The following is a 21,681-nucleotide window of genomic DNA, read 5'->3' on the forward strand; positions in this document are numbered from 1 at the left end:
CTTGCCTCCTGGGCCATATCCGGGTCAACGCACAACCGACCCAAATGGATTCAAGCCCGGATCAAAAGCGCTTTAGCAGCTGCAGGGCGCCGCGCGTTCCTATGCCTCCAGCAGACCCAGGCTGATGGCGACAAAGCTCGGGCCGTTCGCCAGCCCATGGATCACGAAGCCGATTGTCGTGTTCCGGCGCCTCTGTACGGTCCAACATACGGCGAAGATAATCGGTGCGGTGATGATCATCAGCGGCCACCCGAAGGCGATGTGAAAGAGCAGCCATCCGCAGGCATTCACGAGCCAGCCGAAGCGCCCGGCTGCCAGCTCGTTGCGAGGGAGGAGATAGCCTCGTCCGAAGGCCTCTTCACAGCCGATGTTGAGAACGAACATCGGAAGCCATGCGAGGAGCACCCAGTACTCTGATGGCTGAAGAGGGCGCATCTCGAGGAAGGGCGGATGTGGCGACAAATCCGGGATCAGCGCCTTGAAGACCAAGAAGATCGCGCCGGAACCGAACAGCACGAAGCCAATCCCGATGAAAGCTGCTTTCCAGTCCTCCCTGGACATAGGCTTGATCCGCAGCCGCTGGCGCCAGTCATGACGGATTTCACGCCTCTCGCGGGCCAGCAGCATTAGGGTGGCGAGCCCAAAGGCCGCAAACACCGCTCCAGCCACGATGAACCAGGAGATGTCAGGCCGGACTCCACGGGCCTGCAGCGCCGGCATGCCCCAGACCGTACCGGCGAGGAGCATCAGGCCGAACACGCCATAGATGGAAAGCGTCGCCAACAGACCGAGCGGCCGCATACGGAACCCTCATGCGTGCCTCTTGCTACATGACTCCCTTCGGTGGAAGCAATCATGAAAATCAGGATAAGAGCGCTCGGCGTTACTCACGCACTCGGCCGTCATAAGGTTGGGACGGTGCGTTGAAGTCGGTTTTGAGGTGCATCATGAGTTTGGTCATACGTCCCGCCGTTTCCTCGGACGCCGAAATGATTTTCAGCTTCGTGTCCGGCCTGATCGACGATCATCTGCCTGGCCAGACGCCCTGGACATCGGCGGAGCGGATCGAAGCCGACGGCTTCGGCCCCGATCCTCTTTTCGAGGCGCTCATCGCCGAGCGCGAGGGCAAGCCGGTCGGCTTCGTGTCGTTCTTCCGCGGCTATGCCGGGTGGCGCGGCAAGCCGATGGGCATCGTGCATGCGCTCTATGTTATGCCCGAGGAGCGCCGGACAGGTGCCGCGAAGGCGCTGATGGCCGCAGCGGCGAGGATCGCGCTGGATCGCGGCTGGCTGCGCGTGGAACTCTTCGTGGAGGAGGGGCGGTCTGCCATCCACTTCTACGAGGCCATCGGCATGAGCGATCTTCATCACCGGCACATGCGACTGGAGGGTGAAGCGCTGATCCGCCTGGCCAACAACACCCTTTGACTTCCCGACTGCACGCTCCACCCTTGTGGCGAACACCGCGGACGAGACCCGGAGCACCCCATGGCCTACGAACTCTACTACTGGCCCACGATTCAGGGACGCGGCGAGTTCGTGCGGCTGGCGCTTGAGGAGACGGGGGCCGACTACATCGACGTGGCGCGGGAATCCGAGGGCGTTGCCGTCATGATGCGCATGATGGAGCATGCGGATCATCCACCCTTCGCGCCGCCATTCCTGAAGGACGGCGAGACCGTCATCGGCCAGACGGCGGCGATCCTGCTCTATCTCGGCGCCCGTCACGGGCTTGCGCCCAAGGACCCGGCCGGAGGCCTGTGGACGCATCAGATCCAGCTCACGATCAGTGATCTCGTCGCCGAGGCGCACGACACCCATCACCCGGTGGGCGTCGGCTTGTATTACGAGGATCAGAAGGACGAAGCGCTCCGGCGCGCGCAGGAGTTCCGAGACGACCGCATTCCGAAATTCCTGAACTGGCTGGAAACCGTCCTTGCCCGAAACCCGTCCGGCCCCGCCCACCTCGTCGGCAGGGCAATCACCTACGCCGATCTCTCCCTCTTCCAGACCGTCGAAGGCCTCTCCTACGCGTTCCCCAAGGCCACGGCTCGCGCTCTGAAGAAGGCACCCCATGTCGCGGCCCTGCACGATGCCGTAGCGGAGCGTCCGCGCATCAAGGCCTATCTGGCGAGTCCCCGGCGCATTCCCTTCAGCGAAGAGGGGCTGTTCCGGCACTATCCCGAACTGGACGGCTGAGCCACAAGCTCAGGAAGCAAGAATTCCGCAGAAGCCTCTTCCCTTCCTCTTCGGCAAGCGCTATATTGTAACATGTATAAAACGGGGCCTCATCTTGCCGGGATGCAGGGGACCATCGCAGCTTCGGTCTGAAGCCTTCATGCGCCGCAGAGTCCGCCCATGAAACGGAGGGTGGCCGCCATACTTGCTGCCGACATCGTAGGCTTCTCCCGGCTGATCGCGGAAGATGAGGACGGAACGCTGCGGCAGCTCGCGGCCTACCGCAACGTTCTGGACGATTTCGTAGCCCATCATGGCGGGCGCGTCTTCAACACGGCCGGCGATTCGATCATGTGCGAGTTCGACAGTGCCGTGGAGGCCACCCGCGCAGCCATCGACATTCAAGACTACATGCGGACGCAAAACCTCGCGGCTTCTCAGAACAGGCGAGTGCTCTTCCGCATCGGCATCTCGGTGGGCGAAGTGGTCGAGCGTCAGAACGACCTTCTGGGCATGGCCGTCAACATCGCGGCCCGGCTGGAGACCCTGGCCGCACCGGGAGGCATCTGCCTTTCGCGCGCTGTGCACGAGGCTGTCTCCGGCCACATCGCCGTCCCGTTCGTCGACATCGGCGAGCGGCAGGTGAAGAACATCCCCTTTCCGGTCCATGCCTTCGCGCTGGCCGGCCAGGATGCTGGCATCCCGCCCGAGCCGCGGCTCTCGTTCCTGCGGTCCCGGATCATGTCCGCGCTGTCGGTGACGGGCGCCTGCTTGGTCGTCATCGGTGCGGGAGGATTTGCTTTCCATGCCCAGCCGTCAGACCCGATGGAACCGCCGGCGGCAGAGGCCGGGGTTCTGTCTCCGGTCCGGCAGAGAGGTCCGACGCCTGTGCTCACCGCCGATCCCATCGAGGCGTTCTCGGGGCACGCGCAAAGAGGCGGGCAGATCGACGATCCGCATTCTGCTCCCGGCCTGTATCACAATGCCCTGCTCCTCGAGGCGAAGGGCGAGTCCATCGGGGCGCATCGTGCGTACTACACCCTGGCCCGGATGGGCCTGGACTTCGTCGACCCGCATCTGCGCTATGCGGCGTTGGTGCGGGCCCATGAGGGGCGGTTCATCGCCCGGCAGGTCTATGCCGAGCTGAACGAGGACGTTCCCACCCGCGCCACGGCCCTTGTTCATGCCCTGCAGTTCGACGGCGCGGAGCGGAGGGCGAGGCTCAACGCCGTGGTCGAGACGCATCCCGATTATGCCCCGGCCTATTTCCTGCTGGCCGACGAGCATTCGGAGGATCGGGTCGGCAGTCTGCCGACTGCGCATGACAGGCGCGTCGAGCACGCGGCCCTGGCCGAGTTCCTGAAAGCGCACGAGGAAGGCCGCCTGATGCCGTTTTTTCTCGACCAGTCCATCGCGGCCGAGTGGATCGAGCGGGCCTACAACCGCCATGCGAGACTGGCCCTGTCGAGCGAGAGCGTCCTGGCCCTGCCGGCTTACGATCCATAAAGCATCGGACCCAAAAGTGGACTTGCACTTTTGGGATCCATCCGATGCATACTTCTTGGATGAGAGCATTGTGTGACCGGATCCGGCGGGCCGCACGATGCTCTAGCGCCGACGAGTTGCCAACGATCGGTTAAGACCTCGCCCCTAGGATCGCGCTCCCGCATCGACCCGTCGATTTTGTGAGGAGCCGGCCATGAGTGATGAAGCAGGCAGCGTTGCCGTCCGTCTCTGGCGCGACCGCGCGCAGCTGCGCGAGGAGGAACGCAACGACGCGCTAGCCCGCCTTCGCATCGCCCAGGAGAAGGTGACGATCCTGATGGCAGAGAACGAGCGGCTCGAGGCTGAGAATGCGCGCCTGCGGGCTCTTCACGCACCAGATGACAGCATCACCCAGGCCGAGACGGACTTGCAGATGGAAGCGCTGCGCGGCGCACTCCTGCCCTTGATCGGCCAGCCCATGGGACGGCTGAACGCCTGAGGCGATCAGGCCGCCAGGCGGCCCATGGCCTCGTTCAGGCATTCCACCGCGACGCTGCCGCCCTTGGCCACGAGGCTGCAGCCCTTGGGCACCTCGCGCCAACCCCTCGTCTTATCGTCGATGGGCTCGGAGACGACCAGCAGGTTGCCGCTATCCTCACGGAAATACAGGGTCGGCGGCTTGGCATCGCAGGCCCAGCGATAGGCCCACAGGCTCTCGCCGTCCGTGAACGCGGCGGTAAAGCGCAGGGGCTCGTCGATGCCGGCCTCGGTCATCAGGCCACGCACGATTTTGAGCGTCCTGGCCATGGCCGTCACAGGCTCCTCCGCCAACCCGCTGGCGAGCGCCATGAGGAAGATCGCCTCCGAATCCGTGGTGCCGAGACGCCGGTCGTAGAGTTCGTCCGGGATCAGGGCTTCCAGGCGCCGCTTGATGCGCCCGTAGCCGCCGATCTGGCCGTTATGCATGAAGAGGTAGCGGCCATGGGTGAAGGGATGGCAGTTGGCCCGGGTGGTCGAGGTGCCCGTGGAGGCGCGCACATGGGCGAAGAAGAGCTTCGAGCGCACCTGCTCGCACAGGCTCCTCAGGTTCTCGTCGGACCAGGCGGGGCGAACCTCCCGGTAGACGCCGGGCTCCGGGCGCTCCCCGTACCAGCCGATGCCGAACCCGTCCCCGTTCGTGCCGGTCTTGGCCTCGACCGCATGCAGCGACTGGTGCACCAGCGAATGGGCCGGAGCGCAGACGAGTTCGTCGAGGAAGATCGGTTCTCCCCGATAGGCGAGAAAACGGCACATCGGCTTCGGTACCCCTGGCGCGGCAAGGCTCTGTAACGATGTTGTACTATCTTTGACTTATGGTGAACAGCCGGTTAACGGCCACGCCGTTGCAGCCTCAAACCCGTTCCCCTACAAGCTGTTCTCAACCTTTCAAGAACGAGCCGGCCGCCGGCCGCTGGGGACCCGCACGCATGTTTCGCCCTCTGAGCCTGGCGCTCGCCGCCGCCCTGACCCTCCTGCCCCAGGCTGCCCTCGCGGCGGAGTTCGACGGGGCGAGCCTCGGCTTCGCCTGGGCCGTGCCCTTTGCGGGCATCCTCTTGTCCATCGCCCTGTTCCCGCTGCTGGCGCCGCATTTCTGGGAGCACCACCAGGGCAAGATCGCGGCTTTCTGGGGCCTGCTGGTGCTGGTTCCCATGGCGCTGGCTTTCGGGCCGGTGGCGGCGATCCACGCGCTCGCCCATACCGCGTTCCTGGAATACATCCCGTTCATCTTGCTCCTGCTTGCTCTCTTCACGGTGGCAGGCGGCATCCTGGTGCGCGGCAACATCCATGGCGCGCCGGGCACCAACACGATCCTGCTCACCATCGGCACGGTGCTGGCGAGCTTCATCGGCACGACGGGCGCCTCCATGGTGATGATCCGCCCGGTGATGCGCGCCAACGACGACCGGCGGCACAACGTGCATGTGATCGTGTTCTTCATCTTCCTGGTGTCGAACATCGGTGGCTCGCTCACGCCGCTCGGCGACCCGCCGCTCTTCCTCGGCTTCCTGCGCGGCGTCGACTTCTTCTGGACCACCACGCACCTGTTCATGGAAACCCTGGTGGCCGCAGGCATCCTGCTCGCCCTGTTCTTCGTGGTCGATCTCGCGATCTACCGCCGGGAAGGCCGCGTGCGGCCCGATCCGACACCGGACAATCCGGTGCGCGTCGTGGGCGGGTTCAACTTCCTTTTGATCTTCATCATCATCGCGGCAATCCTCATGAGCGCCACCACGGATCTCGGGCGGGTTACGGTGCTCGGCACGGAAGTCGAACTGGCGAATGCGCTTCGCGACCTCATCATGGTCGCCGTGACCATCATCTCGCTCAAGGTGACCCCGAAGGCGAACCGCGCCGAGAACGGCTTCGCCTGGGGGCCGATCAAGGAAGTGGCCAAGCTCTTCGCGGGCATCTTCATCGCCATCATTCCGGTGCTTGCCATGCTCAAGGCCGGTGCCAACGGAGCCTTCGCGCCCCTGGTGGCGCTGGTGTCGAACCCGGACGGCAGCCCCAGCAACGCGGCCTATTTCTGGCTCACCGGCGGATTGTCGTCGTTCCTCGACAACGCCCCGACCTATCTCGTGTTCTTCGAGCTCGCCGGCGGCAACCCGCAGCAGCTCATGACCACGGGCGCGCTGACGCTGGCGGCGATCTCGGCCGGCGCCGTGTTCATGGGGGCCAACTCCTATATCGGCAATGCGCCCAACTTCATGGTCTATGCCATCGCCCGCGAGGGCGGCGTGAAGATGCCGAGCTTCTTCGGCTACCTGCTCTGGTCCGGCGCCATCCTGGTCCCGGTGTTCCTGCTGCTGACGCTGCTGTTCTTCAGGGCTTGATCCACACCACTGTCATTCCGGGGCCGCGCCGTACGCGTGGAAATCCATGAACACGGCGTTTCAAGAAGGGGCGAGCAGCGTCACACCATATTCTGCGTCGTCAGCGGTTATGGATTCCGGGCTCGGCTCTGACGAGCCGCCCCGGAATGACAGCGAGGAAAACTAGACGCTCAATCTCCCCGCCACATCCTCAGCGATGGACAGACACGACGTCAGCCCCGGGCTCTCGATGCCGAAGAGGTGGACGAGGCCGGGCAGTCCATGCTCCGCCGGCCCGTCGATCATGAAGTCGGCGGCCTTCTCGCCCGGTCCGGTGAGCTTCGGGCGGATGCCGGAATAGTCCGGCACCAGCGCGCCGTCGGGCAGGCCGGGCCAGTAGCGGCGGATGGAGGCGTAGAAGCTCTCGGCTCGGCTAGGATCGACCTCGTATTCCTCACGCTCGACCCACTCCACATCCGGCCCGAAACGCATGCGCCCGGCGAGATCCAGCGTCACGTGGGTGCCGAGGCCGCCATCGACGGGAGCGGGATAGATCAGGCGCGAGAAGGCGGGCTTGCCGAGGCAGCCGAAATAATTGCCTTTGGCGAGCACAAGCGGCGGCACGCGCTCAGCCGGATAGCTCTCCGTTGCGCGGGCGAGCGCCTGTGCGCCGAGACCCGCCGCGTTGACCACGGCATCGACCGTGATTTCCGTCGCTTCCATGCCGCCGACATGCACATCCCACCCTGTGCCGTTGCGCGCGATGCGCTCGACCGGCGCATGGAAGGCGATGACGCCGCCCGCATCCTCCAGGTCGCCCTGGAGCGCAAGCATCAGCGCATGGCTGTCGATAATGCCGGTCTCGGGAGACAGCACCGCTCCCGTGCAGGAGAGGTTCGGCTCAAGCTGCCTCGCCTCCCCGCCCGTCAGGTATGAAAGACCCTCAACGCCGTTCGCCAGCCCCTGCTCGTAGATGCCCTCGATCTTCGCCTGTTCGAGATCGTTGGTGGCGACGATGAGCTTGCCGCATTTCGCATGGGGCACGCCGTGGCTCTCGCAGAAGGCGTAGAGCCGGCGCCGCCCCCCGACGCAGTGGCGGGCGCGCAGCGAACCGGCAGGGTAGTACATCCCGGCATGGATCACCTCGCTGTTGCGCGAAGAGACCCCGTTACCGATGCCGCCGGTGGATTCCGCCACGATCACGCCGTGCCCGCGCAGGGCAAGGGCGCGAGCGACGGCGAGACCCACCACCCCGGCTCCAATGACCAGAACGTCTATGGCGGCCTCCCATTGCTGCCGGACACATCACACTGCGGCATACAGGGGAGAGCGACGTTCAGCCAGAGACGCCGCCTCAGTCCAGGGTTGCTCGTGTTGCGGATCAGAGGCGCTGGCCCGTCCGCTCGTCGAAGAGATGCACGAGCGTCGGATCCGGCGTGATGCGGATCTGCTGGCCGGGCTTGGCGTCGACACGCTCGCGGAACACGCCCACGATATCCGTGCCGGCGAGCCTGGCGAACACTTGAGTTTCCGATCCGGTCGGCTCGATGACAGCCACTTCAGCCGGCAGGCCGTTGGTGTCATCGAGCATGAAATGCTCCGGCCGGATGCCGTAGACCACAGGCTGCCCATCGGAGGCCGCAGGCGCATGGGCAACCGGGAAAGCCGTGCCGTCCTCAGCAACGAAGCGGCCGCCTTGCAGGTGGCCCTTCAGAAAGTTCATGGCGGGCGAGCCGATGAAGCCTGCAACGAAAAGGTTCGCCGGACGGTCGTAGAGTTCGAGCGGCGCGCCGATCTGCTCGACGATGCCGTCGTGCATCACCACGATCTTGTCGGCCATGGTCATGGCCTCGATCTGGTCATGGGTCACATAGATCGTAGTGGTCTTGAGCCGCTGGTGCAGGGCCTTGATCTCCGTGCGCATGGCCACCCGCAGCTTGGCGTCCAGGTTGGAGAGCGGCTCGTCGAACAGAAACACTTGAGGATCGCGCACGATGGCGCGGCCCATGGCAACGCGCTGGCGCTGGCCGCCGGAGAGCTGGCGCGGATAACGGTCGAGGAGCTTCGTCAGCCCGAGGATATCAGCCGCGCGATCAACCCGCTGCTTGATCTCGGCCTTCGACGCCCTTTTCAGCTTGAGGGAGAAGCCCATGTTGTCCGCAACCGTCATGTGCGGATAGAGCGCGTAGTTCTGGAACACCATGGCGATGTCGCGCTCTTTCGGCGGCACGTCGTTGACCACCCGCGGGCCGATGCGCAGCTCGCCGCCGGAGATATTCTCCAGACCGGCGATCATGCGCAGCAACGTGGACTTGCCGCAGCCGGACGGCCCGACGAGGGTCACGAACTCCCCGTCCTTGATGTCGAAGGACACGCCTTGGATGACCGATACGGCTCCGAAGTTCTTCTGGATGTTGTGAATCTCGACCGAGGCCACGGGGCTTCCTTCCCTATCGTCATTGGCCGGCACCCTGAAGCCCGGCTATGTCATCGTAGGCATGAGCATCAGCAGGTCAAGGCTGACAAGCCGCCCTTCCCGGAGAGCTATGAGCCGGCAGGCAGAGCGGACGGCAGATCAGCTTCCAGGGCCAGCACCTTGCCGGGATTCAGGATGTTCTGGGGATCGAGGGCTCCTTTCAGCGTCCGCATCAGGTCGAGGGCAACCGGATCCTTGTAGAGCACAAGCTCGTCGCGCTTGATGAGCCCCACTCCATGTTCGGCGGAGATCGAGCCGTTCAGGCCATGCACGATGTCGTGGACGATGCGGTTGAACCGCTCCCACTGGTCCAGGAACGCCGCCTTCTCCATGGCGACGGGCTGGCTCAGGTTGAAGTGGATGTTGCCGTCGCCGAAATGCCCGAAGGCGCAGACGCGCACGCCGGGCAGCGCCTCCTCGCAGGCCCGGGTGGCCGTGACGATGAAATCGGCAACGCGGGATACGGGCACGGCGACATCGTGCTTGATCGATCCGCCCTCGAGCCTCTGGACATGGGACAAGCTTTCGCGAAGATGCCAGAGCGCGTCGCCCTGAGCCTCGCTCGCGGCTATGACCGCATCCTCGATCGTGCCGGCCTCCAGGGCCTCGCTCAGGGCGCTTTCAAGACGCTCGCGCAGGTCGATCTCGGGATCGGGCGACGACAGCTCGATCAGGGCGTAGGCTTCGTGCTCGCCTGACAGCGGAGTAACGGCGCTGGGCGCGTGCTTGAGAACGATCTCCAACGCAAAGCGCGGCATGAACTCGAAAGCCGTCAACTGGTCGCCCGTGCGCCGGCGAAAGGCGTCGAAGAGGTCGAGCGCCGCATGAGGCGAGGCGCAGCCGACGAAGGCGACCGTGCGGCTCTTCGGACGCGGGAACAGCCTCAAGACCGCCGCCGTGATGACCCCAAGCGTTCCCTCCGATCCGATGAAGAGGTTCTTCAGGTCATAGCCCATGTTGTCCTTGCGCAGGCCTTTGAGCCCGTTCCAGATCCGCCCGTCGGCCAGCACGACCTCGAGCCCGAGCACGAGGTCGCGGGTATTGCCGTAGCGCAGCACGTTCACGCCACCCGCATTGGTGGCGATGTTGCCGCCGATCCGGCATGAGCCCTCGGAGGCGAGCGACAGGGGAAACAGGCAATCCGCCTTCTCGGCCTCGTCCTGCACCGTCTTGAGAAAGCAGCCGGCCTCGACCGTAATGGTGGCGTTGAAGGGATCGACCTCGCGGATACGGTCGAGGCGTGCGAGCGACAGGACGATGCCCTTGTGCGGCACGCCGCCGCCAACCAGACCCGTATTGCCGCCCTGCGGCACGATGGCGATTCCGGCCTTTGCACATTCGCGAATGATGAAGGCCACTTCGTCCGTGCTGCCGGGACGCACGACCGCCAGGGCCGTCCCGCGATAGAGCTTCCGCTCCTCGACAAGGTAGCTTTCCATGGTGGTCGGGTCGCGGATAACCTGCTGGGCTCCAAGGCGCGCGGACAGGATGTCGAGAAGATCGGATCGGGTATCGGTCATAGAGGGCACCAATGGAAAAAGGCGGCCAGTGGCCGCCTTCTACACGATTTCAGGGGAGAGATAACTTCTCTCAGGCCGCGATCGAGGTCTGCGGCCCTGCGGAGCGCACGTCGGAGTCCACGTGCCCCTCGAAGCGCTTGAAGTTCTCGTTGAACATGTCGATCAGGCGCTTGGCGGTCTCAGCGAACTCCGCCTTGTTCTGCCAGGTTTTCACCGGATAGAGGATGTGCGGCTCGACGCCCGGCACCGAGGTCGGCACCGCGAAGCCGAAATACGGATCGCGGCGGAAGTCCGCGCGGGAGAGCGAGCCGTCGAGGGCTGCGGTGAGCAGGCGGCGGGTGACGCGGATCGGCATGCGCCGGCCGACGCCGTACTTGCCGCCGGTCCAGCCCGTGTTGACGAGCCAGCAATCCACATGGTGCTTGGCGATGAGGTCGCGCAGCAGGTTGCCGTAGACGGACGGGTGGCGCGGCATGAACGGCGCGCCGAAGCAGGTGGAGAAGGTGGCCTCCGGGTCCTTCACGCCCTTCTCCGTGCCGGCCACCTTCGCGGTGTAGCCGGACAGGAAGTGATACATGGCCTCGGCCGGCGTCAGCTTCGCGATGGGGGGCAGCACGCCGAAGGCGTCGCAGGTGAGCATCACGATGTTCTTCGGGATGCCCGCGCGGCCCGTGGCGCTCGCGTTGGGGATGAAGTCGAGCGGATAGGCGCAGCGCGTGTTCTCCGTGCGCGACGCATCGTCGAAATCGGGGATCCGGGTGGTCGGATCGACGATCACGTTCTCCAGCACCGTGCCGAAGCGCTCGGTGGTGGCGAAGATCTCAGGCTCCGCCTCGCGGGAGAGGCGGATGGTCTTGGCGTAGCAGCCGCCCTCGAAGTTGAAGACGCCGTTCGGCGCCCAGCCATGCTCGTCGTCGCCGAGCAGGATGCGGTTCGGATCGTTGGAGAGCGTGGTCTTGCCGGTGCCGGAGAGGCCGAAGAATACGGCGACGTCACCCTCCTTGCCCACGTTGGCCGAGCAGTGCATGGGCATGACGTTCTGCGAGGGCAGCACGTAGTTCAGATAGGTGAAGACCGACTTCTTCATCTCGCCCGCATAGGACGTGCCGCCGATGAGCACGATCTTGCGCTTGAAGTCGCAGGCGATCACCGTCTCCGTGCGGCAGCCGTGGCGGGCCGGATCGGCCTTGAAGGACGGCAGGTCGATGATGGTGAGGCCGGGCACGTAATCGGCGAGCTCGCCCTGCTCGGGACGGATCAGGAGATTGCGGATGAAGAGCGAATGCCAGGCGAATTCCGTGAAGACACGCGCCTTGACCCGATAGCTTGGGTCGGCGCCGCCGTAGAGGTCCTGGGCGAACAGCTCCTTGCCCTCGGCATGGGCGAGGAAGTCGGCCAGCAGGGTGTCGAAATGGCCCGGGGTGATGGAGCCGTTGTTGTCCCACCAGACCGTGCTTTCCGTGGTCTCGTCGCGCACCACGAACTTGTCCTTGGGCGAGCGGCCCGTATGGATGCCGGTCTCGGCCAGGAGCGCGCCGCCCTTCACGAGCTTGGTCTCAGCCCGGGTCAGGGACTGCTCGTAGAGTGCAGGCGCCTCGAGATTCCAATAGACCCGTTTGAGGTTGCGGAGGCCTGAGGCCTCAGCGCCCTGCGCGCTGTTGAAGACGCCGATATTTTCCACGGAAGATGTCTCCTGATTGCCAGTCACCGCGCAGCCGGATGTGCCGCCGTCCGATGCCCGTCACATGGGGTGGGTCAAACAATGCGGCTAAAAATTTGCCGTCTCGCTTGAACATAGAACCTTCTTTAGGTCAGCTGACGGGGCCGTCAACTCAAGCCGTTTCATTGCATTCTATTTTCGTCAAAAACAGACGTCCAACAGCCCTAATTTCAAGGATTTTCCGGCTTGAGGGGAGTTCTTTCGTATGATTGACATGGTTCCTCTACGAAAAACTAGGCACTCTTGTGCCTGAAGCACCGGCCCGCGACCTGTGGCAAAAGGAATGCTGTCCGTTCCGTAATGCTCCGTTCATCCCCGGTTGAAGCACCTCCCCTTAGACCCCACTATCAGGACCTCCCTGGTCATCGCCCGGGGGAAAACCATATTTATGCCACGAGAAAGGCGCAGTTGGGGACGTTTTAGGGCCTTCTGCGTTGTCACACGGGGCAAAAAGCCGACATTCGTCCGTGCCAAGCTAAGGAAGAGTTCATGCCAACGATCGCCCTTGTCGATGACGATCGCAACATCCTGACCTCTGTTTCCATCGCCCTCGAGGCGGAGGGCTATCGCATTCAGACCTATACGGACGGCGCGTCCGCCCTGGACGGGCTCAAGCACGCCCCGCCGGATCTGGCCATTTTCGACATCAAGATGCCGCGCATGGACGGCATGGAGCTGCTGCGCCGCCTGCGGCAGAAATCGGACCTTCCGGTGATCTTCCTGACCTCCAAGGATGAGGAGATCGACGAATTGTTCGGCCTCAAGATGGGCGCCGACGATTTCATCCGCAAACCCTTTTCCCAGCGCCTGCTGGTCGAGCGGGTGAAGGCGGTGCTGCGCCGCTTCGCTCCGAAGGATCAGAGCGCCCCCAAGGAGGCCGATCCGAAGGCCCTGGAGCGCGGCCAGCTCAAGATGGACCCGGAGCGCCATGCCTGCACCTGGAAGGGCGAGCCGGTGACGCTCACCGTGACCGAGTTCCTCATCCTGCAGGCGCTCGCCACGCGCCCCGGGGTGGTGAAAAGCCGCAATGCGCTCATGGATGCGGCCTATGACGATCAGGTCTATGTGGACGACCGGACGATCGACAGCCACATCAAGCGCCTGCGCAAGAAGTTCAAGTCGGTTGACCAGAGTTTCGAAATGATCGAGACCCTCTACGGCGTGGGCTACCGCTTCAAGGAAGCCTGACGCTGAAAGCGCGAGCAACCTGGAAAGACGGCGTGATCCGGTTCATCCCATCGGGTCGTGCCTAAGCGAGTGGCATGAAGGCTGACCCCATCCACGCCGAAGCGGGTATCGACGATCCGCCCGCACCTCATGGTGTTCTGAGCCGCCTGAGGCATGCCGGACGCATGCTCGTGCAGCGCGCCTCGTCCAGCCTGACGCGCCGGATCGTGGTGCTCAACCTGGCTGGGCTCGTGGCCCTGCTCGTGGGCTTCCTCTATCTCAACCAGTTCCGCGAAGGCCTCATCGAGGCGCGGGTGCAGAGCCTGCTCACCCAGGGCGAGATCATCGCCGGCGCGATCGCCGGCTCCGCCACGGTGGAGACCAACACCATCACCATCGATCCGGACCAGCTGCTGCAGATGCAGGCCGGAGAGACGGAGCGGTTCAACGACGAGGCCTTCTCCTCCCTCGAATTCTCGATCAACCCCGAGCGTGTCGCGCCGCTCCTGAGGCGGCTGGTGACGCCGACCAAGACCCGCGCCCGCATCTTCGACCGCGAGGGCATGCTGCTCCTCGATTCCCGGTCGTTCTATTCCCGCGGCGACATCCTGCGCATGGATCTGCCTCCGGTGGCCACGGTGGAAGATACGATGACCGCCATGGAGCGCACCTGGAACAGCATCCGCAAGATGTTCCGGCGCACCAAGCGGCCGGTGCAGGAGGAAGCCGGGCCGGTGAACGGCAAGTCCCTGCCGGAGGTGCAGGAGGCTTATGCGGGTCGGCAGGCGAGCGAGGTGCGCGTCAACGCCCGCGGCGAGACCATCGTGTCGGTGGCCGTGCCGATCCAGCGCTTCCGCACGGTGCAGGGCGCCCTCCTGCTCTCGACCCAGGAAGGCGACATCGACGCCATCATCGCCTCCGAGCGTTTCGCCCTGCTTCAGGTGTTCCTGGTGGCCGCCGTGGTGATGATCGTGCTGTCGCTGTTCCTCGCCGGCGCCATCGCCGGCCCGGTCCGGCGCTTGGCGGAGGCCGCCGAGCGGGTGCGGTGGGGCACGAAATCGCGCCAGGAGATCCCCGACTTCACCGGCCGCGCCGACGAGATCGGCCACCTGTCGGGTGCCCTGCGCGACATGACCAAGGCGCTCTACAACCGCATCGATGCCATCGAGAGCTTCGCGGCCGATGTGGCGCACGAATTGAAGAACCCGCTGACCTCGCTCCGCAGTGCGGTGGAGACCCTGCCGCTTGCCCGCAGCGACGAGTCCCGCGGGCGGCTCCTCTCGATCATCCAGCACGACGTGAAGCGTCTCGACCGGCTGATCAGCGACATTTCGGACGCCTCTCGCCTCGACGCGGAGCTCGCCCGCGCCGATGCGGAGCCCGTGGACATGGTGCGCCTGCTCGAGGCGGTGGTGTCGGTGGCCAACGAGCGCCGCCAGGAACACGCTGCGCTCATCACGTTGAATATCGAGAACGCGGCCAAGGGCCGGGATGCCTTCCTGGTGCTCGGCCATGACAGCCGCTTAGGTCAAGTGTTCAACAACCTGCTCGACAACGCCCGCTCCTTCTCGCCGCCTGACGAGACGGTGAAGGTGTCCCTGCGCCGGCGCCGGAACGACGTGGAGATCCTGGTGGAGGACAGCGGGCCCGGCATCGAGCCCGATGCGCTCGACCGGATCTTCGAGCGCTTCTACACCGACCGGCCCGAGCAGGGTTTCGGCCAGAACTCAGGGTTAGGCCTGTCCATCTCCCGCCAGATCATCGAGGCGCACCGGGGCACGATCCGGGCCGAGAACCGGCTCGGCGCCCCCGATGAGAGCGGCGAGCCCCGGCGTCTCGGCGCCCGCTTCGTCATCCGGCTTCCTGTCGAGGGCGCCAGGACCGGGAAATCGCAGGCGAGGCGAAACAAGGATCGCGACCAGCGCGAGGCGGAGAAGGCCGGGCCGTGAGCGACGCCCAGACCATCCATGCGGGCTGCGTGCTCATCGGGGAAGCCGGCCTCCTGATCCGGGGCGCGTCGGGCTCCGGCAAGTCGACGCTGGCCCGCGAGGTGGTGTCCCGCGCCGCCCAGGCGGGCCGCTTCGGGCGCCTCGTCAGCGATGACCGGACCAGGATCGAAGCGCGAAACGGCCGCCTCGTCGCCCAGCCGGTCGAGCCGCTCGGCGGGTGCATCGAGGTGTTTGGCCTCGGGATCGTCCGGCAGCCCCATGAACCGGCAGCCGTCATCCGCCTTGTGATCGATCTCTGCGAGGACCTGGCCCGCTATCCGGGCGAGCAGGACGGGCACGTCGCCCTCTGCGGCGTCATGGTCCCTCGCATTCGCATGCAAGCCGGAGCAGTCTCTGCGGACATCGCCGTAGCCTGCCTGAGTGGTGTTTGCGACACGGTCGTGACACTGTGATGAACTTTTGCTCTGATTGCTCTTGCGCTTGGCTTCGCGGTGCACAAAATAGCGGCTCCGCTCTCGGAGCGTTCGGACCTGTAACATTATGATTGGAATGGTGCTCGTCACCCACGGGCAGCTCGCGACGGAATTCAAAGCAGCGCTCGAGCATGTGGTGGGACCTCAAGAGCAGCTTGAAACGATCACGATCGGCCCCGATGACGATATGGAAACACGGCGCAAGGACATCATGGATGCCGTGTGCCGGGTCAATTCGGGCCAGGGCGTTGTGGTTCTGACGGACATGTTCGGGGGCACCCCTTCGAACCTGGCCCTGTCCTGCATGAATGGCGGCTCCGTCGAGGTGGTGGCCGGCATCAACCTGCCCATGCTCATCAAGCTTGCCAGCGTACGCGACGAGGAGCCTCTGATCGACGCGGTGTCCCATGCCCAGGAGGCGGGGCGCAAATACATCAACATCGCCTCGCGCGTTCTCTCGGGAAAGTAGCCATTATGGACAGCACCCTCGATCAGGACTGCCCGCCGGTTGTCGTGCCCGAAGGTGCCATGGCTCGGGAACTACCCATCATCAACCGTCGCGGCCTGCACGCCCGCGCCTCGGCCAAGTTCGTCCAGACCGTCGAGCGCTTCGACGCCGACGTGACCGTCACCCGCTGCGGCGAGACCGTGGGCGGACGCTCCATCATGGGCCTTCTCACGCTGGCGGCCGCCCAGGGCACCACGATCACCGTCACGGCCAAGGGCGCGGATGCGCCGGCCTGCCTTCAGGCCATCGACGACCTTCTCGCCAACAGGTTCGGCGAGGACGAGTGAGATTGCTTGATCGGTCGTAGCCCTTGTTCAGGTCGACCAATAGTAGAGATACCAATTGGGCTTGAAGGGCATGAAGCCCAAGTACTTCCACGGCTTTCCCCCCTCTGGCGGAAGAGGATGGTCAAGGCGCTCGACTAACGGCTCCGGTGCAGTTCTGGACCAGAGATAACCCTTTTCCGAGCCGCTGATTAAGATCCCTGCAGTACTCGCCGTCATCATGACGCTGTTGGCGATCCATTGGCTATCAGGGCCGTGAATAGAGATCCCAGCATCGAGGCCTAACTTCTTGAAGAGCCGCCGATACACATCCCAGCGTTCCAGTGAGAAGCCTTGTGGGATGCTAGGATACGTGTGAGTATTACCTGTAGGGTCTCGACAGAAGTCGCTCGCTATCTGTTCGACGGCTGTCTCCTCTAAGGCCATTTCCTGCAGACGGATAAAATCACCCTCACTCTGAAGAAACCAGGCAATGAATTCGGCATCACTGTCATGAGGCGAGCCGCAACTTGGAAGGCTTAGCAAAGCGCACCCTCCAACGGCTTGGAGAAAAACTCGTCTGATCATCTGATATGTTGTTTCGACATCAACTCTACTCCGGTTAAAGTTGACGTCCAGCTCTAACTTCGAGAACCATATAAAGACATCTTTATATGTTGATTGCCTCTGCCGCGGCTCTCTGATAGAGACGGCGCCAATTCACTCAGGATTTGGTGCAAAAGAGAGGCCATCATGGCACAGGAATACATCGTCAAAGACATCGGCTTGGCTGAGTTCGGCCGCAAGGAGATCTCGATCGCCGAGACCGAGATGCCGGGCCTCATGGCCGTTCGCGAGGAATACGGCCCGAAGCAGCCCCTCAAGGGCGCCCGCATTGCCGGCTCGCTCCACATGACCATCCAGACCGCGGTGCTGATCGAGACCCTGAAGGCTCTTGGCGCCGACATCCGCTGGGTGTCCTGCAACATCTATTCCACTCAGGATCATGCCGCCGCCGCCATTGCGGCCGCCGGCATTCCGGTCTTCGCCTATAAGGGCGAGACCCTGAAGGAGTACTGGGACTACACCGCCAAGCTGTTCGACTGGCACGACGGTGGCATGCCCAACATGATCCTCGACGACGGCGGCGACGCCACCATGCTGGTCCATCTCGGCCTGCGCGCCGAGCAGGGCGATACTTCCTTCCTCGACAAGCCGGGCTCCGAGGAAGAGGAAGTGTTCTTCGCGCTGATCAAGCGCCTGCTCTCCGAAAAGCCGAAGGGCTGGTTCGCCGGGCTCGCCGAGTCGATCAAGGGCGTGTCGGAAGAGACCACCACGGGCGTGCACCGCCTCTACATCATGGAGAAGGAGGGCAAGCTCCTCTTCCCGGCGATCAACGTCAACGACTCGGTCACCAAGTCCAAGTTCGACAACCTCTATGGCTGCCGTGAATCCCTCGTCGACGGCATCCGCCGCGGCACGGACGTGATGATGGCCGGCAAGGTCGCCATGGTGGCGGGCTTCGGCGACGTGGGCAAGGGCTCGGCCGCCTCATTGCGCCAGGCAGGCTGCCGCGTGCTGGTGTCCGAGGTCGATCCGATCTGCGCGCTTCAGGCCGCCATGGAAGGCTACGAGGTCACGACCATGGAGGACGCGGCTCCCCGCGCCGACATCTTCGTCACTGCCACGGGCAACAAGGACGTCATCACCCTCGACCACATGCGCGCCATGAAGGACCGGGCGATCGTCTGCAACATCGGCCACTTCGACAACGAGATTCAGGTCGCGGGCCTCAAGAACCTCAAGTGGAACAACATCAAGCCGCAGGTGGACGAGATCGAGTTTCCCGACGGGCACCGCATCATCCTGCTGTCGGAAGGCCGTCTCGTGAACCTCGGCAACGCCATGGGCCACCCGTCCTTCGTGATGTCGGCTTCGTTCACGAACCAGACGCTGGCCCAGATCGAGCTCTTCGCCAACCAGGGCAAGTACGAGCGCAAGGTCTACACTCTGCCCAAGCACCTGGACGAGAAGGTCGCGGCCCTGCATCTTGAAAAGATCGGCGTGAAGCTCACTAAGCTGCGCCCCGATCAGGCCTCCTATATCGGCGTGTCCGAGCAGGGCCCGTTCAAGCCGGATCACTACCGCTACTGATCCGCTCCACGTTTACGAACCGCCCGAAAGCCCGGCTCTCCGCCGGGCTTTTTCTTTGCCTGCGGCAACGAATCGACAAAGTGCCGCACCGGCACGTGTGTGACCCGATTGCAATATGGTTCGACGAATTGCGCACAGGTTCTCCAAAGGAAGTTTAAGCGGGTATTAACCCTCTTCCTGGCGGAGTCAGGGGTAGTCTAAGGTGAACACGAATCGACCGGCTGTGCTTCGGCATCGAACCTGCGCCGGCAGTTCCGTTCATGCGTAGACGGTTGACCTCTGCGGCGTTGGAAGGCGCAGCCGGGGATTGATCCAACTTGGCCTGGTCGTCAGGCCGCCAACACGGGAAGGGCAGCAACGGCATGGCCGGGCTTGGGGAGCGTCACGACCGCAACGGAGAGGGAAAGAGCCTTCTCGTCGGGTCCGCGCGTGCGTCCCTGTCCTTGATGCTGCTCGCCGGCACCTCCCACGCCGCCCTGGCCGACGACCTGCTGGCGCCCATCACCGAGAAGGCCACCGACCTCCTCGGCTTTCTGCACAGTTTCGACCTGCACAACGCCGTCTATTTCGGCCTCTTCATGGGCCTTGTGGCCTTCTCCACCACCACCTCCCTGCTGCTGATGCGCGAGCAGAAGCGCGTGGCGCGAATCGAGCGCTCCTTGAGGAACGAGATTGCGGCCCTGCGCGGCGCCGATGATCTCGCGGCCCTCCTCATGGGCTCTGAGCGCCAATTGCTCGTCAGCTGGCATGGCCGTGACGGGGAACCGCGCTTCCAGGGCGATCCGTCCATCATCGGCGAGAATGCGCCGGCCCAGCGGGCCCTGGCCTTCGGCACTTGGCTGAGCCCCGCCGATGCGGCGGCCGTGGAAAGCGCTCTCGAGCAGCTCAAGCTGCGGGGTCAGGCCTTCCGCCTCACGGCGCGCTGCACCGGCACCCGGTATATCGACGTGGAAGGCCGCACCATCGGCGGCCGGGCGATCCTGCGTCTGCGCGACGTGACCGGCGACCGAGCCGAACTCCTGAAGGTTCAAGGCCAGCTGGCGACTGCCCGCAGCGATCTGCGCTCCATGACGATGCTGCTCGACGACGTCGCCTATCCTCTCTGGATCCGCGACACGGACGACCGTCTGCTCTGGGCGAACCAGGCCTATCTGCGCTCGGTCGAAGCCCGCGATCTCGACGATGCCATCGGCCGCTCCCTCGAACTCCTCGGCGCGCCGACCCGCGAGGAGGCGCGGCGCAAGCGGCAATCCGGCGCCACCTATTCCGGCCGCGTGACGGCGGTGGTCGCCGGCCACCGTGCCGTGCTCGACGTCATTGAGCGCCCGACGGCCGGCGGCAGCGCGGGCATCGCCGTCGACGTGTCGGAGCTGGAGGCGGTGCGCACCGATCTGCAGCGCCAGATGGACGCCCATGTGCGCACCCTCGATCAGCTGCCCACGGCGGTTGCGATCTTCGACGGAGCGCAGAATCTCATCTTCAGCAATTCCGCCTATCAGCGCCTCTGGGGCCTCGATGCCGCGTTTCTCGCGTCACGCCCGTCCGACGGCGAGGTTCTCGACCGCCTGCGCGCGGCGCGCAAGCTGCCCGAGCAGGCGGATTTCCGCGCCTGGAAGAACGATTTCCTGCAAGGCTACCGCTCCGTCGAGCAGCAGGAGACCTGGTGGCACCTGCCCAACCGGCGGACCCTGCGCGTGGTCGTCAACCCCAATCCGCAAGGCGGCGTGACCTATCTCTTCGACGACGTGAGCGAACGCTTCGAGCTGGCCTCGCAGGTGCATTCGCTCACCCGCGTGCAGAGCGAGACCCTCGACACCTTGAAGGAAGGCGTTGCGGTGTTCGGCTCGGACGGGCGCCTCAAGCTGCACAACCGCGCTTTTGCCGACATGTGGAGCCTCGCGGCCGAGATGACGGCCGCGAATCCGCATATCGACACGGTGATCAAGGCCTGCCGTCCGCTGGCGCCCCGCGACGAACCGTGGATCGATATTCGCGGCGCGGTGGCGGGACTTGCCGACATGCGCATGGGTCTTTCCTGCCGCATCGAGCGGCACGACGGCTCGGCGCTCGACTGCACGGCGCAGCCCCTGCCTGACGGTGCAACGCTTCTGAGCTTCACCGACGTGACCGCGAGCGTGAACGTGGAGCGTGCGCTCACCGAGCGCAACGATGCGCTGCAGCGCGCGTCGCGCCTGCGCGACGAGTTCGTGCATCACGTGTCGTACGAGCTGCGCTCGCCGCTCACCAACATCATCGGCTTCACGCAGCTTCTCGGCGACGAGACGGTGGGCGCGCTCAATCCGCGCCAGCGCGATTATGCCGATCACATTATGCGCTCCTCGGCGGCGCTGCTGGCGATCCTCAACGACATTCTCGATCTCGCGTCGATCGATACGGGCTCGCTCGAACTGTCTCCTGAGATCGTCGACATCCGCTCCACCATCGAGGCCGCCATGCGCGGGCTGGAGGACCGGCTTGCCGAGTCCTCGCTCAACCTCGTCATCGACACGCCGGACGACATCGGCACGTTTGTCGCCGACGGCAAGCGCGTGCGCCAGATCCTGTTCAACCTGCTCTCCAATGCGGTCGGCTTCTCCTCCCCCGGCCAGACCATCCGCGTCTCGGCTCGCAAGCGCGGCGGCGAGGTGATCTTCGAGGTGAAGGACCAGGGCCGCGGCATCCCGCCGGAGGTCAAGGCCCGGGTCTTCGAGCGGTTCGAGAGCCACACGCTCGGCACCCGCCACCGCGGCGTGGGCCTCGGCCTGTCCATCGTGCGCTCCTTCGTGGAGCTTCACGGCGGGCGCATCGACATCTCGTCCGCGCCGGGCATGGGCACCACCGTCACCTGCATCTTCCCGAACGAGCGGCACGAGACCCCGTCCGATGGCCGATCCGCGCATTCTGCGCTAACTCCCATTGCAGCCGAGTAGGAACAGC

General features: G+C 64.6%; 19 protein-coding genes. 12 read left to right on the forward strand and 7 right to left on the reverse strand.

Going from position 1 to position 21,681, the window contains the following annotated elements; all coding sequences use genetic code 11:
- Window positions 1–99 precede the first annotated feature (99 nt).
- Window positions 100–801: a CPBP family intramembrane glutamic endopeptidase gene (locus tag JQC81_RS20835; RefSeq protein ID WP_203273681.1), complete on the reverse strand. Its 702-nt coding sequence runs from the start codon at window positions 799–801 to the stop codon at window positions 100–102.
- Window positions 802–947: 146 nt separating this feature from the next.
- Between JQC81_RS20835 and JQC81_RS20840 the strand changes: the two genes are divergently transcribed.
- The 4 genes from JQC81_RS20840 (at window position 948) to JQC81_RS20855 (ending at window position 4,161) form a co-directional block, all read left to right on the forward strand.
- A complete protein-coding gene (locus JQC81_RS20840) occupies window positions 948–1,427 on the forward strand; it encodes a GNAT family N-acetyltransferase (RefSeq protein ID WP_203273682.1) in 480 nt (159 codons plus the stop codon).
- A 60-nt stretch (window positions 1,428–1,487) separates the two neighbouring features.
- Window positions 1,488–2,198, forward strand: a complete 711-nt coding sequence (locus JQC81_RS20845) for a glutathione S-transferase (RefSeq protein WP_203273683.1) — start codon at window positions 1,488–1,490, stop codon at window positions 2,196–2,198.
- Window positions 2,199–2,357: 159 nt separating this feature from the next.
- Window positions 2,358–3,683 (forward strand): adenylate/guanylate cyclase domain-containing protein, encoded by a 1,326-nt coding sequence (locus JQC81_RS20850; protein WP_203273684.1) that lies wholly within the window; start codon window positions 2,358–2,360, stop codon window positions 3,681–3,683.
- 193 nt (window positions 3,684–3,876) lie between these two features.
- Window positions 3,877–4,161 (forward strand): hypothetical protein, encoded by a 285-nt coding sequence (locus JQC81_RS20855; protein ID WP_203273685.1) that lies wholly within the window; start codon window positions 3,877–3,879, stop codon window positions 4,159–4,161.
- Window positions 4,162–4,166: 5 nt separating this feature from the next.
- Here JQC81_RS20855 and JQC81_RS20860 read toward each other — a convergent pair whose 3' ends face one another.
- Complete coding sequence (locus JQC81_RS20860; protein WP_203273686.1) at window positions 4,167–4,955, reverse strand: class II glutamine amidotransferase; 789 nt, start codon at window positions 4,953–4,955, stop codon at window positions 4,167–4,169.
- A 173-nt stretch (window positions 4,956–5,128) separates the two neighbouring features.
- On the opposite strand from JQC81_RS20860, the gene JQC81_RS20865 reads away from it, so the two are divergent.
- The gene (locus JQC81_RS20865) at window positions 5,129–6,535 is read left to right on the forward strand and encodes a sodium:proton antiporter (protein WP_203273687.1); all 1,407 of its coding nucleotides are present in this window, start codon (window positions 5,129–5,131) and stop codon (window positions 6,533–6,535) included.
- A 162-nt stretch (window positions 6,536–6,697) separates the two neighbouring features.
- Here JQC81_RS20865 and JQC81_RS20870 read toward each other — a convergent pair whose 3' ends face one another.
- From JQC81_RS20870 to JQC81_RS20885, 4 genes are all read right to left on the reverse strand, one after another.
- Window positions 6,698–7,792: an NAD(P)/FAD-dependent oxidoreductase gene (locus JQC81_RS20870; protein ID WP_203273714.1), complete on the reverse strand. Its 1,095-nt coding sequence runs from the start codon at window positions 7,790–7,792 to the stop codon at window positions 6,698–6,700.
- Window positions 7,793–7,895: 103 nt separating this feature from the next.
- Complete coding sequence (locus tag JQC81_RS20875; RefSeq protein WP_203273688.1) at window positions 7,896–8,951, reverse strand: ABC transporter ATP-binding protein; 1,056 nt, start codon at window positions 8,949–8,951, stop codon at window positions 7,896–7,898.
- Window positions 8,952–9,058: 107 nt separating this feature from the next.
- Window positions 9,059–10,510 carry an FAD-binding oxidoreductase gene (locus JQC81_RS20880; protein ID WP_203273689.1) on the reverse strand — a complete coding sequence of 484 codons (1,452 nt, stop codon included), beginning with the start codon at window positions 10,508–10,510 and terminating at the stop codon, window positions 9,059–9,061.
- A gap of 70 nt (window positions 10,511–10,580) precedes the next feature.
- Window positions 10,581–12,191 carry a phosphoenolpyruvate carboxykinase gene (locus JQC81_RS20885; RefSeq protein WP_203273690.1) on the reverse strand — a complete coding sequence of 537 codons (1,611 nt, stop codon included), beginning with the start codon at window positions 12,189–12,191 and terminating at the stop codon, window positions 10,581–10,583.
- Between the two features lie 528 nt (window positions 12,192–12,719).
- On the opposite strand from JQC81_RS20885, the gene JQC81_RS20890 reads away from it, so the two are divergent.
- The 5 genes from JQC81_RS20890 to JQC81_RS20910 all read left to right on the forward strand — a co-directional run bounded on the left by JQC81_RS20890 (window position 12,720) and on the right by JQC81_RS20910 (window position 16,614).
- Window positions 12,720–13,418 (forward strand): response regulator transcription factor, encoded by a 699-nt coding sequence (locus JQC81_RS20890; protein WP_036354150.1) that lies wholly within the window; start codon window positions 12,720–12,722, stop codon window positions 13,416–13,418.
- 74 nt (window positions 13,419–13,492) lie between these two features.
- Window positions 13,493–15,346 (forward strand): sensor histidine kinase, encoded by a 1,854-nt coding sequence (locus tag JQC81_RS20895; RefSeq protein ID WP_203273691.1) that lies wholly within the window; start codon window positions 13,493–13,495, stop codon window positions 15,344–15,346.
- Window positions 15,343–15,798, forward strand: coding sequence for an HPr kinase/phosphorylase (locus tag JQC81_RS20900; RefSeq protein ID WP_203273692.1), 456 nt, complete (start codon window positions 15,343–15,345; stop codon window positions 15,796–15,798). Before JQC81_RS20895 ends, JQC81_RS20900 begins: the two co-directional genes overlap by 4 nt.
- Before the next feature lie 88 nt (window positions 15,799–15,886).
- Window positions 15,887–16,288: a PTS sugar transporter subunit IIA gene (locus JQC81_RS20905; protein ID WP_036354159.1), complete on the forward strand. Its 402-nt coding sequence runs from the start codon at window positions 15,887–15,889 to the stop codon at window positions 16,286–16,288.
- Between the two features lie 5 nt (window positions 16,289–16,293).
- Window positions 16,294–16,614, forward strand: a complete 321-nt coding sequence (locus JQC81_RS20910; RefSeq protein WP_203273693.1) for an HPr family phosphocarrier protein — start codon at window positions 16,294–16,296, stop codon at window positions 16,612–16,614.
- Between the two features lie 27 nt (window positions 16,615–16,641).
- On the opposite strand, the gene JQC81_RS20915 is transcribed toward JQC81_RS20910, so the two are convergent.
- Window positions 16,642–17,136 carry a hypothetical protein gene (locus JQC81_RS20915; protein WP_203273694.1) on the reverse strand — a complete coding sequence of 165 codons (495 nt, stop codon included), beginning with the start codon at window positions 17,134–17,136 and terminating at the stop codon, window positions 16,642–16,644.
- A 207-nt stretch (window positions 17,137–17,343) separates the two neighbouring features.
- Between JQC81_RS20915 and ahcY the strand changes: the two genes are divergently transcribed.
- Together ahcY and JQC81_RS20925 are read left to right on the forward strand one after the other, a co-directional pair.
- Complete coding sequence (ahcY, locus tag JQC81_RS20920; RefSeq protein ID WP_203273695.1) at window positions 17,344–18,744, forward strand: adenosylhomocysteinase; 1,401 nt, start codon at window positions 17,344–17,346, stop codon at window positions 18,742–18,744.
- A gap of 362 nt (window positions 18,745–19,106) precedes the next feature.
- On the forward strand, window positions 19,107–21,674 hold the full coding sequence (locus tag JQC81_RS20925; protein ID WP_246520559.1) for a sensor histidine kinase: 2,568 nt from the start codon (window positions 19,107–19,109) through the stop codon (window positions 21,672–21,674).
- Window positions 21,675–21,681: the final 7 nt, after the last annotated feature.

Source organism: Microvirga arabica (assembly GCF_016811235.1).
Taxonomy (GTDB): Bacteria; Pseudomonadota; Alphaproteobacteria; order Rhizobiales; family Beijerinckiaceae; genus Microvirga; species Microvirga arabica.